The following is a 13,456-nucleotide window of genomic DNA, read 5'->3' on the forward strand; positions in this document are numbered from 1 at the left end:
AGGATCTTCAGTCGTAGATGATTTGCGACACTGGCCCACCTTGCGGATCAAGCGTAGCGAGCCTGAGTTGCGCCAAGGCCTCATCACTGGGCCAAAAGCGACTCTCCTCGCCCAACTCGATCTTGAACTCCGCGCCTTCTTGCTCGCCGCACAAGAAATGGTGAGTGGTCATCTTCAAGCCCTGCCGAACTTGACCCTGCTCGCCATCCACAAGCCGCGCCGGCCATTGCCGGATGATGTCTTGCAGCGCCGGCAGTTTGCTGCGCACCGGCACATAGAAATACTTGCCAAAGCGCGCGCGTGCACCGGCCAAATCCCAGACCGCTTGCACATTGAAACGGAAGCCGCCGGCAAAGCGGTCCATCTGCACTTTGCCTTGCAGAATCAGCAACTCGTCGTCGACCAATAAATCCTTGTGCAGGTTCAGCAATTCCTCGTTGGCCACCGCCTCGATGAAGTCACTCTTGTCGTCAAGCTTGAAGATCGCCACCCGGCCCCGATTGCCATTGATGACGCGCAGATCGCTGACGATGCCGGCCAGCATCACCACTTCCCGGCTCTGCGCCGCGTCTTCGATATTGGCGACCCGGCGCTTGACCATGCGGCGCACTTCTTCGCCACTTTGGTCGAACAGATGACCGCTCAGGTAGTAGCCGATCGCTGTCTTCTCCAGCGTCAACCGCTCCTTGATGCTCCAGGGTGCGGCGTCGACCAGATCGGGCTCGGCGGTGCTCGATGCATGTGAATCGCCAAAGTCGAACAGCCCGCCTTGATCGGCATTCGCCTCCTGCGTCTCGGCATGGGTGTAGCCGCGCGCCACGCTGGCCAGCAGACGCGCCCGGTCTGGCTCCAGCTTATCGAATGCGCCGGCCTTGATCAGCGCGTCAACCACGCGCTTATTGACCGCCTTGCGATCGATGCGCTTGCAAAAGTCGTAAAAGCTCTTGAACTCGCCACCGGCTTTTCGGACCGCCACGATCGAGTCGATCGCGCCCTTGCCGGTGCCCTTGATCGCACCCAGCCCGTAATTGATCAGCTTGTTGGTAATCGGCTCGAACCGGTGCACACCGAGGTTGACGTTAGGCGGCTCAAAAGTGATGCCGAACAGCTTGGCGTCATTCAACAAGACCTTGAGCTTGTCGGTGTCGTCCATTTCAATCGTCATGTTCGCGGCGAAGAACTCGGCCGTGAAGTGCACCTTGAGCCAACCGGTGTGATAGGCCAGCAAAGAGTAGGCGGCAGCATGCGACTTGTTGAAACCGTAGCCGGCGAACTTCTCCATCAAGTCGAACACTTCGTCGGCTTGGGCCTCGTCCAGACCGTTGACGGCCGCACCCTTGCGGAAGATCGCCCGGTGCTCGGCCATCTCCTCGGCTTTCTTCTTGCCCATCGCGCGGCGCAGCATATCGGCGCCGCCCAGGGAATAGCCGCCCAAGACCTGCGCGGTCTGCATCACCTGCTCCTGGTAGACCATGATGCCGTAGGTCTCGCTCAGCACCGGCTCCGTCAAGGGATGCGGGTAGACCACCACTTCCTTGCCATGCTTGCGCGCGACAAAGGTCGGGATCAGGTCCATTGGACCCGGCCGATACAGCGCGTTCAGCGCGATCAGATCTTCCAGGCGCGAAGGCTTGGCATCCTTCAACATGCGCTGCATGCCGCTGGATTCAAACTGGAATACCGACTCGGTCAGACCTTCCGAGAACAGCTTGTAGGTCTTGCGGTCATCGAGCGGAATGGTCTCGAAGCTGAAGTTCTTTTGCTCCGGGTAGCGGGCAATGATGAAGTCTTTCGCCAACTCCAGAATCGTCAGCGTGGCCAGGCCCAAAAAGTCGAACTTGACCAGACCCACCGCCTCGACATCGTCCTTGTCGTATTGGCTGACCGCGCTGTTCGAGCCGGGCTGCTGGTATTGCGGGCAGAAGTCGGTGATCTTGCCCGGCGCGATCAACACACCCCCGGCATGCATGCCGATATTGCGCACCATGCCTTCGACGCGAGCGGCCAACTTCAAGAGCTCGGCCACCTCTTCTTCCTGCGCCTCGCGCTGATCGATCTCGGGCGCCTCATGGCGCGCGTAAATCATCTTTTCCTTGCTGGGATCGAAGTTCTCCGGCAGCTTGGCCAGCGTCACCGTCTTGCCCGGAGGTGCGGGAATCAGCTTGGCGATCGAGTCGACTTGGCCATAGCCCATGCCCAGCACGCGGCCAATGTCACGCAGCGCCGCTTTGGCCGCCATGGTGCCGAAGGTGGCGATCTGGCTGACCGCCGGGCGGCCGTATTTGTCCTTGACGTAGTCGATGACGCGGTCGCGGTTGCCCTGGCAGAAGTCGATGTCGAAGTCGGGCATCGAGACCCGTTCCGGGTTCAAGAAGCGCTCGAACAGCAAGTTGTATTGCAACGGGTCGAGGTCGGTGATCTTCAGCACATAGGCGACCAGCGAGCCCGCGCCCGAACCCCGGCCGGGCCCCACCGGGCAGCCATTGTTCTTGGCCCACCAGATGAAGTCCGACACGATCAGGAAGTAGCCGGGGAAGCCCATCTTCACAATCGTCTCGAGCTCGAACTCCAGCCTGGCGATGTAACGTGGCATCTGCTCGGCGCGTTTATCCTCGTTCGGATAGAGCAGCACCATCCGCTCTTTCAGTCCCTCGTGCGAGGCATAACGGAAATAATCATCGGGCGTCATCTTGACGCCATCGACCAGCGGGGTCGGGAACTCCGGCAGCTGCGGCTTGCCCAGCACCAGACTCAGGCTGCAGCGCCGTGCAATCTCCACCGTATTGGCAATCGCCGAGGGAATGTCAGCAAACAGCGCCTCCATCTCGGCCTGACTGCGAAAGTACTGGCCCGGCAAGAAACGCTTGATGCGTTTGGGGTTGCTCAGCGTCTCGCCCTCGGCCACGCAAACCCGCGCCTCATGGGCCTCGAAATCCTCGGTGCCCAAAAACTGCACCGGATGCGTGGCGACGACCGGCAAGCCCAGTTCGGCAGCGAAAGGCACGCTGGCCTGCACCAGCGCCTCTTGCCCGGCCAGCCCCGCGCGCTGCAACTCGATATAAAAACGCTGTGGAAAGATCTCTTGGAAGCGCCCGGCCCAGTCCAGTGCGCGCGGCCTGTCACCGGCCAACAAGGCAGCGCCCAAGCCGCCAAACTGCGCGCCCGACAGGCAGATCAAGCCCTCGTTCAACTCGCTCAGCCATTCCCATTTCAGGCAGGCCTGGTTGCGCTGCACATTCTGAATCCAAGCCCTTGACAGCAACTCGCACAGATTCAGATAGCCCTGTTTGTTTTGCACCAGCAGCAAGAAGCGGCTGGGGTTCTTGTCCGAGCCTTCCGGCTCCAGCCAGCAATCGGCACCCAGAATCGGCTTGACGCCCTTCTTGCGCATGCCGCTATAGAACTTGATGCCGCCAAACAGGTTGGCCAGGTCGGTGATCGCGCAGGCGATTTGCCCGTCCTTGGCGGCCGCGGAGGCGGCGTCGTCGATTCTAAGGGTGCCGTCAACGACGGAGAATTCGGTGTGGGTGCGTAAGTGAACAAAGGCCATGGGCGTGATTGTAAGGAGGCATCGTTTTTGCCATGGTCTTCGCGGCATGCTGCAGCCGGTTGGTGGGAATCTGCTGTGTGTTCGGCTCCGGCTGAATTACGCTACCAGCACGATGCCGGGAGTTCGCCCCGGCGGGCGACCCCCTTCTCTTGTCTCGCCAAGAGAAGGAGGCAAGAGAAGGCGACCCTGCCGCATGGCCCTGCGGGTCCGCTCGGATGCTCAAATTTGCCGGGCCGCGCCCAACTCACTGCGCTACGCTCCGTTCAAACAAGGGGCGCGAAGCCAGTTCTCGAAGTCGCTACGCGACGCCCGGCAAATTCTGCGCTCCTCGCCCATGCAGAAGGGGTGAACTCCAAAGAACTCGGCTCGCTGCGCATCGCCTCGATGGGTGCCGCGCAGCGCGCTGGCACCTCGCCAGTCGATGGCTTGAGGGTCGGGTCTTCACTATATTTTTGGGATCTGACCCCGAGAGGTGTGGATTTTCAAAGTGGTTTCACTAGCGCCAAGACACGTTCGATCTCGGCGTAGATCTGCGGCCAATCCTGGGCATGCCCCTGGTTGAATCGGACGCTGATATGCATACCTTGGCCCCAGGCAAAGTAGGCCGAGCATCGGTCATCTTTTCTGGCATGTGTACACCCCATTGCCGCCGGTTTGCCAGATGGATAGCTCGCGCACTTTGCGATGTAGATCGTGCTCAACTCGGTCGGCTGTTCTCGAAGTTGAACAGTCACAACATCAAGGTTTGTTGATTGGCTGACGAGGGTCACGGGTCGACCCTTCTTCTCGGCCATTGCGATCATGTCGCTGAGTTCAATCGGGGCCGGTTCATCGACAAAGAAAAGCTCAATCGCTGCTTCATAGAAGCGTTGACCTTTCTCGGGGAACGCCCCTCCTTCGGTTGGGGGGCCAGTGTTCGGCGTTTTGCTGGGCCAATAAAAGTTCACGCCCGTAAAGCCGTCTCGATAGGCTTTGGGCACAGAAAAATAGCGCCCGCCGACTTTCATGGCTTCGTTGCCGGCGCTTACCTTCGGAACGACGTCACCTTCGCATGGCTTGTTCAAGCAGTCGATCCGCCGCTGTTCGGCCTTTTGCTGCTCGAATGGCCCACAGCCAAAGAGCGTTAGCGCTACAGTCAGTCCAAGCACGGCAAGTGACAGTTTCCGTAGGGAAGGTAGCCTGGTCAGCCCTCCACTCGCCTCAGTCTCATCGATGCCACCACCCTTCAACGCACGTTAAAACTCCGTCATTTGCATACCCATTTCCAATTCATTTTCGCTGCCTCTGCCCGTCAAGTTCCACGCATTCATAAGCAGTGAAAGTCATGATTCCACGCGAATCGTAAAGGCCAGGGTCAGGTGAAAAAATACCCCCCCAAACATTTCGGCGTCCCATTTGGCCACCGAAAGCCGGGGTCTCAAAATATCGGCAAGACTTGAGAGGCGGGGCACCGACTTGCAAGGTGCCTGCGCGCAGCGCAGCACCCTTCGAGGCGACGCGCAGCGAGCCGTGTTCTTGGGTACTCACCCCTTCTGCATGGGCGAGGCGCGGAGAATTTGCCGGGCGTCGCGCAGCGACTTCAAGAACTGGATTCGCGCCCCTTGTTTGAACGGAGCGTAGCGCAGTGAGTTGGGCGCGGCCCGGCAAATTTGAGCATCCGAGCGAACCCGCAGGGCCATGCGGCAGGGGCGCTTTCTTTGCCTTCTTTCTTGGGCGCACAAGAAAGAAGGTCGGCCGCCGGGCCGAACTCCCGGCATCGTGCCGAGCGAGCAGTTGCGCCGAGTCGCTCCGGATAAAAGAATCGCCGAACGGGTCAAGTCTTGCCTACAAGTTAGAGACTCGACCTCGGAGACCACCCCGCAAAGGACGTATGCTGCCGCACCTGGAGAAGACCCCAAGATGCCAACAAAACTCACCCCCCTCATTGCGCTGCTGAGCGCGGCCCTGCTGATCAGCACCGGCGCCGGCGCCACGACAAGCTACAAGAACACGGCCAAGAAGACGCCGGCCCAGCCAACGGCCCCAGTGAAGAAGAAGCCCGCCGGCAAGCCGGCAGTGGCACCCAAACCAGCGGTCGCGGCCAAGCCCGGCAGCAGTATCAGTACCAGCGCCAAGCCCCGCAGCGGCGCTGAAATATTGGCGCAGTCACCCGATGCTCACTGGCGCGGGCTTGACCCCGAGAACACGCTGCTGATGGAATTGACACAGGGCCAAGTCAAGGGTCAGGTCTTGATTGAGCTGGCGCCGCGTTTCGCGCCACTGCACACACTCAATATCCGCGCGCTAGCCCATGGCGGCTACTACGACGGTCTGGCCGTCGTGCGGGTGCAAGATAACTTTGTCACTCAATGGGGCGACCCCAATGCCGACGACCCGGCATTGGCCAAGCCCTTGGGGCCGGCCTCACCCAAGTTGCCGGCCGAGTTTTCGGTGCCGCTCAAAGGGCTGCCGCTGGCACGCTTGCCCGATCTGGACGGCTGGGCCTCGGTCACGGGCTTTGTCGACGGCTTCCCCGTCGCCGCCGACCCCAAGTCCGGCCGGGCCTGGCTCGCGCATTGCTATGGGGCGGTTGGCGCGGGGCGCGGCGACGCGGTCGACTCCAGCACGGGCGCCGAGCTCTATGCGGTGATTGGTCAGGCGCCGCGCGGCCTGGACCTCAATATCACGGTGGTCGGGCGTGTGCTCAAGGGCATGGAGCTCTTGGCCAGCATACAGCGCGGCGGCCCGAATATGGGTTTTTACGAGCAAGCCGAGCAGCGCCAGCCGATTCAGCGCGCTCGACTGTTGGCCGATATGCCGCTTGAAGAGCGCCCTGCCCTGCAAGTGCTGCGCACCGACAGCGACACCTGGACCGAGTTATTGGCCTCCAGGCGCAACCGCGGTGGCTGGTTTGTGCACAACCCCAATCATGTTGACCTGTGCGGCGTCAACCCGCCGACCCGGCCGACTCCGCCGACCAAGTAGTCACCGCCAGCAAGGCTTGATGGCGCGGCTAGATGGCGAGGCAAAAGGTCCAATGCGCTGAAGCGCGTTTGCTGTTCCAGCTCGACAAAAGCTTCGCCGACCAAGTCCATCAAGCGCTGCGGATCGGCGACTTGGCTTCGGTCGGCGAACATGCTGATCTGGATTTGCCCCGCATACGACATCAGCGCAAAGCCCACGCCAAAAGTACCCGCCTGCGGTACCCAGCAAATCGCGTCTTGCAGCAGCGAGCCGGCCAAATAGCGCGGCTGCGGCGGGCCTTCCACATTGGTCAAGACGACCGAACCCTTGGCCGTGAAGAGCTTGAGCAAGACGGTTTGCAGGCGCGCCGGCAGATAGCCACTCAGACTCAAAAAGAACATCGTCGCATGCGGCTGATGCGAGGCCTTGATGGCCTTCATGCGCGCGCTGGCCAGGGTCAGGCGCTCAAGGGCGCTGGCTTTATCACTGGGCAAATCCACGGCCACCAGCCCGAAATGATTGCCGAGCAAAAAGGCGTCACCCTTGTTGCGCAAACTAAAGGTCACCGCCGCGCGCAGAGATCTCTTGGCCGCCGGCTCGCCGCGTTCTTGCAAATAAGCACGCAGCGCGCCCGCCACCGCCGCCACCCACACATCGTTGACGGTGGCCTGCATACTCTTGGCGATGCCGCGCACCAGCTCAAGCTGCATGGCCGGCAACTGCAACAAGCATTTCTCGGCGCTCAGCGGCCGCTTCAAGGAGCTGCGCGGGTCCGGTATCAATAGGGCCAAACGGGCGAGCTGGGCGCTGATCCGGGCCCAAAACAGCGCCCGGTGCACGCGCTTGCACAGCAAAGCCTGGCCTTGCGGCTTGGCATGTGCCGGGTGCCATTCCATCGAAGCTTGGCCGTCGTGATGCATGCTGTCGTCCGTCAAATGCTTCAGCACATGAACCAGACCCAGGCCGTCGGTGATGCAGTGGTGCAGGCGAAACACGATCGCAAACCCGCCGGCCGCGCGCTTGAAAACCTGCATATGCCAGAGCGGCCGGGCTTTGTCCAAGGGCTGCAAGGCTTGGCCGCTGAGCAAGGCATGCAATTGTGCCTCGCTGATTGGCGCGGCCGCGGCATCGAAGGCCACATGCCGCGCGATCTCGAAGTCAGGGTCATGGACCCAACTGGCCTTGAAAAGCAAGCCGTGCCGCCGCACACTGACACGCTGCGTAAACCGGGCGTAGTTGGGCAGGCGCTGCGCTAGCGTCGCACGCAAGGTATCGAAATCTAGCGCGCCCTCGAACATCAACACACTGTTGATGACCATCAGATTGCTGGCCCCGTCCATGCGAAACCAGCAATAGTCGCGCCGCGACATCGGCTCATGCATTGGCTCATGCACCGGCACACATGCGCCCTCGCCACGCGGTCTCTGGTCCAGCATCTTGACGCCCCTTGCTCGGCTTGTTTTAGCAGCTGCCGATGATGGCGGCAGCTGAGCCCAGGCGACCGACTTTGCGAGCCAAGCTATTGGCCTTGCGTACCCTCCATTCGGAGAGGCGGGAAAGCCCCCAGAGCGAGAGATCTTTCTACTGCGCGCCCGCCATGCGTCGTTGGCCGGGTGCTCGAAATCCTCACGTACAGGGAGTACGTTGCGGTTTCTGTGCTCCGTCCGCCTTGCCTGACGGGCGCTCGCTACGAAAGTTCTCTCCCTCTCAGGCCAGCGTGCGGCGCAGCCTATCGCTGAGCAAGTCCACCAAGGCCACCAGCAGCAGCATCGCGGCCAGGATGGTGGCGGTCTTGTGCATATGGAACAGGCCCATATGAAAACTCAACATCTGACCCAGGCCGCCCGCGCCCACCACGCCCAGTACGGCGGCCGCGCGGATATTGTTCTCCCAGCGGTACAGCGTGTAACTGATCAGCTGCGGCAAGATCTGCGGCAGCGTTGCGTACAAAAACACCCGCAGGCTGCCAGCGCCCTGCACACGCAGGGCAAAGCCTGGCCCTTCGCTGCAGTTCTCCATCGCCTCAGCGAACAGCCGACCAAGCACGCCGGTGGTGTGGACCGCCAAAGCCAAGGTGCCCGCAAAAGGCCCCAAGCCGGCCGAGATCAGCGCCAAGCTGGCCCAGACCAAGTCCGGCACCGCCCGCAAGGCATTCAAGAGCCAGCGCGTCGGGCGCCGCGCCAGCGCTGAGTCTTGGCCGTGCAAGCGCGCTGCGGGCAAGGCAAGCAACATACCCAAGAGCGCCGCGATCAAGGTACCCAAGGCCGACATAGCCAAGGTTTCCAGGCTCGCCCAGCCGACCTTGGCAACAAAAGGCGGGCTCATGTCGGGCGGAAAAAACTCCGCCACAAAGCGCCCCATGCTGCGCGCAGCCTCGAGTGAAAACATCTGCGCCCATTGCAGATCAAGCGTGGCAAAGCTCAAAAGCACCAGGGTCACAAGCCCCAGCACCAGGCCCAAGGCTCTGCGGCTCATCTGCACTTGAGGTGCTGGGCAGGGCTTCATAGCAAGGACTTTCTGAGGCCGGCACTGAGCGCATCAGCCACCGCCACCAAGAGCACAAAAACCAGCAGCATGGTGGCCACCTCGCCGCCATTGAACATCTTCATCGAAGCGTCGATCTGCTGGCCCAAACCGCCCGCGCCGACAAAGCCCAGCACCACCGAGGAGCGAATCGCGCATTCCCAGCGGTAGACCGTGTAACTGCTGAGCTCAGCGGCATTCTGCGGCAGCAAAGCATAGAAAAATGCTTGCACCCGCCCCGCGCCATTGCGCAGCAAGGCCCGCGTGGGCTCGGTATCGCCACTCTCCAGCACCTCGGCATAGACCTTGCCCAGCATGCCGGCGTAGGTGAGCGCAATCGCCAGCACGCCGGCGGTGACGCCCAAGCCCACCACGCGCACAAAAATCAGCGCCCAGACCAGCTCCGGCACGCTGCGCAGCAAGATCAACAGCCACCGCACGCTCAGGCGCAACAATGCCGGCCCGCTCGCCATACGCCCACTCAAGGCCGAGACCGACAGGCTGCGCGTGGCCAGCAGCGCCAAGGGCGCGGCCGCGAGCAGCGCAAGGCTGATGCCGGCCGTCGCGATCGCCACCGTGCGCCAGGCTTCACGCGCCACGAGGATCAAGAACTCAAGATCCAGTTTTGGCGGCACGAAATCAGCCAAAAATCTCACCGTCACGGCCAGGCTCTGCGGCTCCAGCAAGACCCAAGGGCGGAACTCGGTCGCCACCATCAAGGGCCACAGCGAGCCTAAGCCGGCGCTGAACCAGAACATCCGGCCCAGCCAGGCAGGATCACGCGGCGGCACTCGCGTGCTGGCCGGCAAACTCATCGGCATGGCGTTGAAAGCAAGGCGGGCCGGGCCATGGCCGAGTCGGCTGAGTCAGGCACCCCGCCGTGCAATTCCTCTTCATGCTGCGCATAGAGCTGCGCCAACAAGGCCGGCGAAACCTTGGGTGCCGGCAGATCGAACAAGACCTGACCCTCGCGCAACCCGACAATGCGCGGAAAATGCGCCAAGGCCATCTCCACATGGTGCAGCGAAGCCAGCAGCGTCACGCCGCGCCGACGGGCTTCTTGGATCAGGGTCTGGGCGGCCTGCGCCGTGCGCAGCGGGTCCAGCGCGGACAAGGGTTCATCCATCAGCCACAGCTGGGCCGGCGTCACCAAGGCGCGCGCAAGCCCGACCCGTTGGCGCTCGCCGCCCGAAAGCCGGTCGACCCGTTCGAACAACTTCTCCTCCAGATCAAAGCTGGCCAAGGCCGCATGCGCTGCAGCGATATCGCTGGGGTAGACCAGCGAACGCAGGCTGCGCAGCAAACTCCACGCAGGCAGGCAGCCGGCCAGAACGGCCGTGACCACACGTTGACGCGGTGGCAGCGGCGGCACTTGGGGCGCCAAAAACAGCTTGCCGCGCAAAGCCTGTAAATCGGAGCGACCGAGCCGCCAAGGATCGCAAGCGCCGACTTGGTACTGACCAGCGCTGGGCCGCAGCGCGCAGGCCAGCAGCTGCAGCAGCGTGGTCTTGCCCGCACCGGACGGCCCGATCACGGCCACCGCCTCGCCCTCGGCCACTGTCAGGCTAAGGCCGCGCAAAACGGCGGCTTGACCCGCAGCCGTGCCCAAGGGGGCGGCGTCAACGCCAGAGAGAGTCAGCTTCAAATCAACTCAGCCGCGTCACAGCAGGCCGGCGCTTTGCGCGGCGGCTTCAATGCCTTTGTAGTTCTCGGGCTGGCTGGGCAAGAAACGGGTGGCGCGCTGCAAGTCAAGAATCTCTTTGCCGGCGGCGTCATCGCGGCTCAAGCTCAAGAAGGCCTTGCTGATCTTCTCGCGCTGCGCCGCTGGCATATCGGCATGCACGGTCCAGTTGTAGTCGAAGTAAGGCGGCGTGGTGTAGAAGACCTTGACACGCTCGGTGTCGACCTTCTTGTCGGCGACAAACTTGTCCCAAACCGAGATATTCAAAGCACCGGCCTGCACCTTGCCGGCCGCCACGGCCGCGATGGTCGCATCATGCGCGCCGCTGTATGCCACGCGGCGGAAGTCCTTGTCCGGATTGATGCCGGCTTGCAGCACAAAGCTGCGCGGCATCAGATGGCCCGAGGTCGAGCTTTGCGAGCCGAAGGACACATCCTTGCCCTTCAGGTCGGCCAGGGTCTTGATCGTGGGGTCGGAGGTGATGAAGACCGAGCGGAATTTCGTATCTTCCTCGCGCTGCACCAAGGGCAGCATCTTGCCGCCCGAGCGAGTATTGGCCTGCACAAAGGTGAAGCCACCGAACCAGGCCAGATCGACCTTCTTATTGACCAAGGCTTCAACGGCCGCCGCATAGTCGCTCACTGGCGTGAACTCGACCTTCATACCCAGCTGGGTCTCCAAGTAACGCATCAGTGGCGCGGCCTTGCGGGCCAACTCAGTCGGCGATTCATCGGGAATGGCGGTGACGCGGAACACCTGCGCTTGTGCCTGCGCGGACAGGCCCGCCAGGGCCAACACAGCCGCAACGAGGGTTTGGTTCAGATGGCGACGATTGACGACAGACATGGCTCACTCCAAAAAGAAATCTCAGCCGGCATTGGAACTCAAGTCGACCCGGTGTGCCTGCCGCTGTGCGAAAACCAGCAGCGCTCTTGGCAACGATGCGGCTATGCTGTGCCGACTGATCCAGCAAAGCTGCAAACCACACGCATGACCATGTCCAAGCCAGAACCCCGATTGACTTCCCTCTCCCACGGCGGCGGCTGCGGCTGCAAGATTGCGCCCGGCCTGTTGTCCGAAATCCTCAAAGGCACGACAGGATTCCCGGTCCCGCCCGAGCTGCTGGTGGGCATTGAGACCGCCGACGATGCGGCCGTTTACAAGCTCAATGACGAGCAGGCGCTGATCGCCACCACTGACTTTTTCATGCCCATCGTCGATGATCCGTTTGACTTCGGTCGCATCGCCGCCACCAATGCAATCAGCGATGTCTATGCGATGGGCGGGCGGCCTATTCTTGCCTTGGCCCTGGTCGGCATGCCCATCAATGTGCTGTCAACCCGGACGATAGGCCGCATTCTGGAAGGCGGCGCCTCGGTCTGCCGCGCGGCGGGCATCCCGATTGCCGGCGGCCACACCATCGATTCGGTCGAGCCGATTTACGGCCTGGTGGCGCTGGGCCTGGTGCACCCAAGCCGGGTCAAGCGCAATGCGGACGCGCAGCCGGGCGACGTGCTGGTGCTCGGCAAGCCGCTGGGCGTAGGAATTCTGTCGGCGGCACTCAAGAAGGACTTGCTGGGCGCGGAAGGCTATGCGCGCATGATTGAAGTCACGACGAAATTGAATACACCGGGGCCAGATTTGGCCGCCCTCGCCGGGGTGCACGCCTTGACCGACGTGACCGGCTTTGGCCTGGCAGGCCACGCACTGGAGTTGGCGCGCGGCGCGGCCTGTGATGTCTGGCTTGATTGGGATCAAGTGCCCTTGCTGCCCGGCGTGGCAGACTTGGCCGGACAAGGGATCGTCACTGGTGCCTCGGGGCGGAATTGGGCCGCCTACGGCCACGACATTCATTTGCCGATGGAGTTCTCGAATACTGCGCAGGCCTTGCTGAGCGACCCGCAAACCAGCGGCGGACTGCTGGTGTCTTGCGCGCCGCAGGCCGTGAGCGCCGTACTTGATATCTTCAAACGCCACGGTTTTGAAGACGCTGCTGCGGTGGGTCGCATTGCCACAGCGCAGGACAAGCCGGGGCAGCTGCGCATCGGCTAAGCACTCATACCAACGGCAAACGAACGCGCAAGCCTTGGAGCCCCAAAAAGAAACAAGCCGCCCAGGGGCGGCTTGTTTTTTGCGACAGGCGCAGCAGAATTTTAGTCCAGCAGGCGAATCTCAACCCGGCGCGCCTCTTCGGCCGTACCGTCTGCCAATGTCGACTCTGGCTTGCGCAGCAAGATGCGCGCGGCATCCACACCAGCGGCAGTCAGCACCGAGCGGGTCGCAATTGCGCGATGCTTGGCCAACTCGGCATTCTTGACGGCATCACCGCTGGCATCATGGAAACCGGCGATCACGATCTTGCGCGTCGGCGCAGCCATCAAGGCTTCCATCGCACGGGCTAGGTCAGGGGCAGCTTCGACCGGCACGGTGGCTTCAGCAAACCCGAAATGCACAGTCGCCAGCAATTCACCGCTCAGCGGTGCGTCATACAGATCGGCGTCGGCGATAGCGGCGACCGCAGCCGGCGCAGGGGCAAGCCGGTGGCGCTGCTTGATCAACACGTAAGAAGTGATGCTGACCAGCAAAATTGCGATGACCAGGCCTACCAGCCAAAGGGCGATGCGTTCGTTGTCGTCTTGATTGTTGGAAGCCATGAGGGAATCTCCAGAGAGTAGCAAAATTAGATGAATCGACTTCGATTCAGATCGGGGCGGATTCTAACGGGCGGAATGAGTAACGCCCGCAGGGCGGGCGTTTGA

Annotated in this window: 10 protein-coding genes; 2 read left to right on the forward strand and 8 right to left on the reverse strand. The window is 62.1% G+C overall.

Annotated elements, in window-relative coordinates:
• Positions 1 to 7: 7 nt before the first annotated feature.
• The gene (gene dnaE / locus LNV09_RS07750; RefSeq protein ID WP_263556516.1) at positions 8 to 3,550 is read right to left on the reverse strand and encodes a DNA polymerase III subunit alpha; all 3,543 of its coding nucleotides are present in this window, start codon (positions 3,548 to 3,550) and stop codon (positions 8 to 10) included.
• A 482-nt stretch (positions 3,551 to 4,032) separates the two neighbouring features.
• A complete protein-coding gene (locus tag LNV09_RS07755; protein ID WP_263556517.1) occupies positions 4,033 to 4,698 on the reverse strand; it encodes a hypothetical protein in 666 nt (221 codons plus the stop codon).
• A gap of 751 nt (positions 4,699 to 5,449) precedes the next feature.
• Between LNV09_RS07755 and LNV09_RS07760 the strand changes: the two genes are divergently transcribed.
• On the forward strand, positions 5,450 to 6,514 hold the full coding sequence (locus LNV09_RS07760) for a peptidylprolyl isomerase (RefSeq protein ID WP_263556518.1): 1,065 nt from the start codon (positions 5,450 to 5,452) through the stop codon (positions 6,512 to 6,514).
• Here the strand turns inward: LNV09_RS07760 and LNV09_RS07765 are convergent.
• The 5 genes from LNV09_RS07765 to LNV09_RS07785 form a co-directional block, all read right to left on the reverse strand.
• On the reverse strand, positions 6,457 to 7,929 hold the full coding sequence (locus LNV09_RS07765; RefSeq protein WP_263556519.1) for a WS/DGAT domain-containing protein: 1,473 nt from the start codon (positions 7,927 to 7,929) through the stop codon (positions 6,457 to 6,459). The two genes, LNV09_RS07760 and LNV09_RS07765, sit on opposite strands and share 58 nt — an antisense overlap.
• Positions 7,930 to 8,200: 271 nt before the next feature.
• Entirely contained in the window at positions 8,201 to 8,968 is a 768-nt protein-coding gene (gene phnE / locus LNV09_RS07770; protein WP_263556520.1) for a phosphonate ABC transporter, permease protein PhnE, read from the reverse strand.
• 26 nt (positions 8,969 to 8,994) lie between these two features.
• On the reverse strand, positions 8,995 to 9,831 hold the full coding sequence (locus tag LNV09_RS07775) for a PhnE/PtxC family ABC transporter permease (RefSeq protein ID WP_263556521.1): 837 nt from the start codon (positions 9,829 to 9,831) through the stop codon (positions 8,995 to 8,997).
• Entirely contained in the window at positions 9,828 to 10,661 is an 834-nt protein-coding gene (locus LNV09_RS07780) for a phosphonate ABC transporter ATP-binding protein (protein ID WP_411969234.1), read from the reverse strand. The genes LNV09_RS07775 and LNV09_RS07780 overlap by 4 nt, the downstream gene beginning before the upstream one ends.
• A gap of 15 nt (positions 10,662 to 10,676) precedes the next feature.
• Entirely contained in the window at positions 10,677 to 11,543 is an 867-nt protein-coding gene (locus tag LNV09_RS07785) for a putative selenate ABC transporter substrate-binding protein (RefSeq protein WP_263556522.1), read from the reverse strand.
• Between the two features lie 150 nt (positions 11,544 to 11,693).
• On the opposite strand from LNV09_RS07785, the gene selD reads away from it, so the two are divergent.
• The gene (gene selD / locus LNV09_RS07790; protein ID WP_263556523.1) at positions 11,694 to 12,749 is read left to right on the forward strand and encodes a selenide, water dikinase SelD; all 1,056 of its coding nucleotides are present in this window, start codon (positions 11,694 to 11,696) and stop codon (positions 12,747 to 12,749) included.
• A gap of 101 nt (positions 12,750 to 12,850) precedes the next feature.
• Here selD and LNV09_RS07795 read toward each other — a convergent pair whose 3' ends face one another.
• Positions 12,851 to 13,351: an OmpA family protein gene (locus LNV09_RS07795; RefSeq protein ID WP_263556524.1), complete on the reverse strand. Its 501-nt coding sequence runs from the start codon at positions 13,349 to 13,351 to the stop codon at positions 12,851 to 12,853.
• Positions 13,352 to 13,456 lie beyond the last annotated feature (105 nt).

It is taken from the genome of Paucibacter sp. B2R-40, from assembly GCF_025717555.1.
GTDB lineage: Bacteria > Pseudomonadota > Gammaproteobacteria > Burkholderiales > Burkholderiaceae_C > Paucibacter_A.

Coding starts and splice junctions, on each gene's coding strand:
- dnaE (WP_263556516.1), bottom strand. CDS start 3,550: ATGGCCTTTGTTCACTTACGCACCCACACCGAATTCTCCGTCGTTGAC.
- LNV09_RS07760 (WP_263556518.1), top strand. CDS start 5,450: ATGCCAACAAAACTCACCCCCCTCATTGCGCTGCTGAGCGCGGCCCTG.
- LNV09_RS07765 (WP_263556519.1), bottom strand. CDS start 7,929: ATGCTGGACCAGAGACCGCGTGGCGAGGGCGCATGTGTGCCGGTGCAT.
- phnE (WP_263556520.1), bottom strand. CDS start 8,968: ATGAGCCGCAGAGCCTTGGGCCTGGTGCTGGGGCTTGTGACCCTGGTG.
- LNV09_RS07775 (WP_263556521.1), bottom strand. CDS start 9,831: ATGAGTTTGCCGGCCAGCACGCGAGTGCCGCCGCGTGATCCTGCCTGG.
- LNV09_RS07785 (WP_263556522.1), bottom strand. CDS start 11,543: ATGTCTGTCGTCAATCGTCGCCATCTGAACCAAACCCTCGTTGCGGCT.
- selD (WP_263556523.1), top strand. CDS start 11,694: ATGTCCAAGCCAGAACCCCGATTGACTTCCCTCTCCCACGGCGGCGGC.
- LNV09_RS07795 (WP_263556524.1), bottom strand. CDS start 13,351: ATGGCTTCCAACAATCAAGACGACAACGAACGCATCGCCCTTTGGCTG.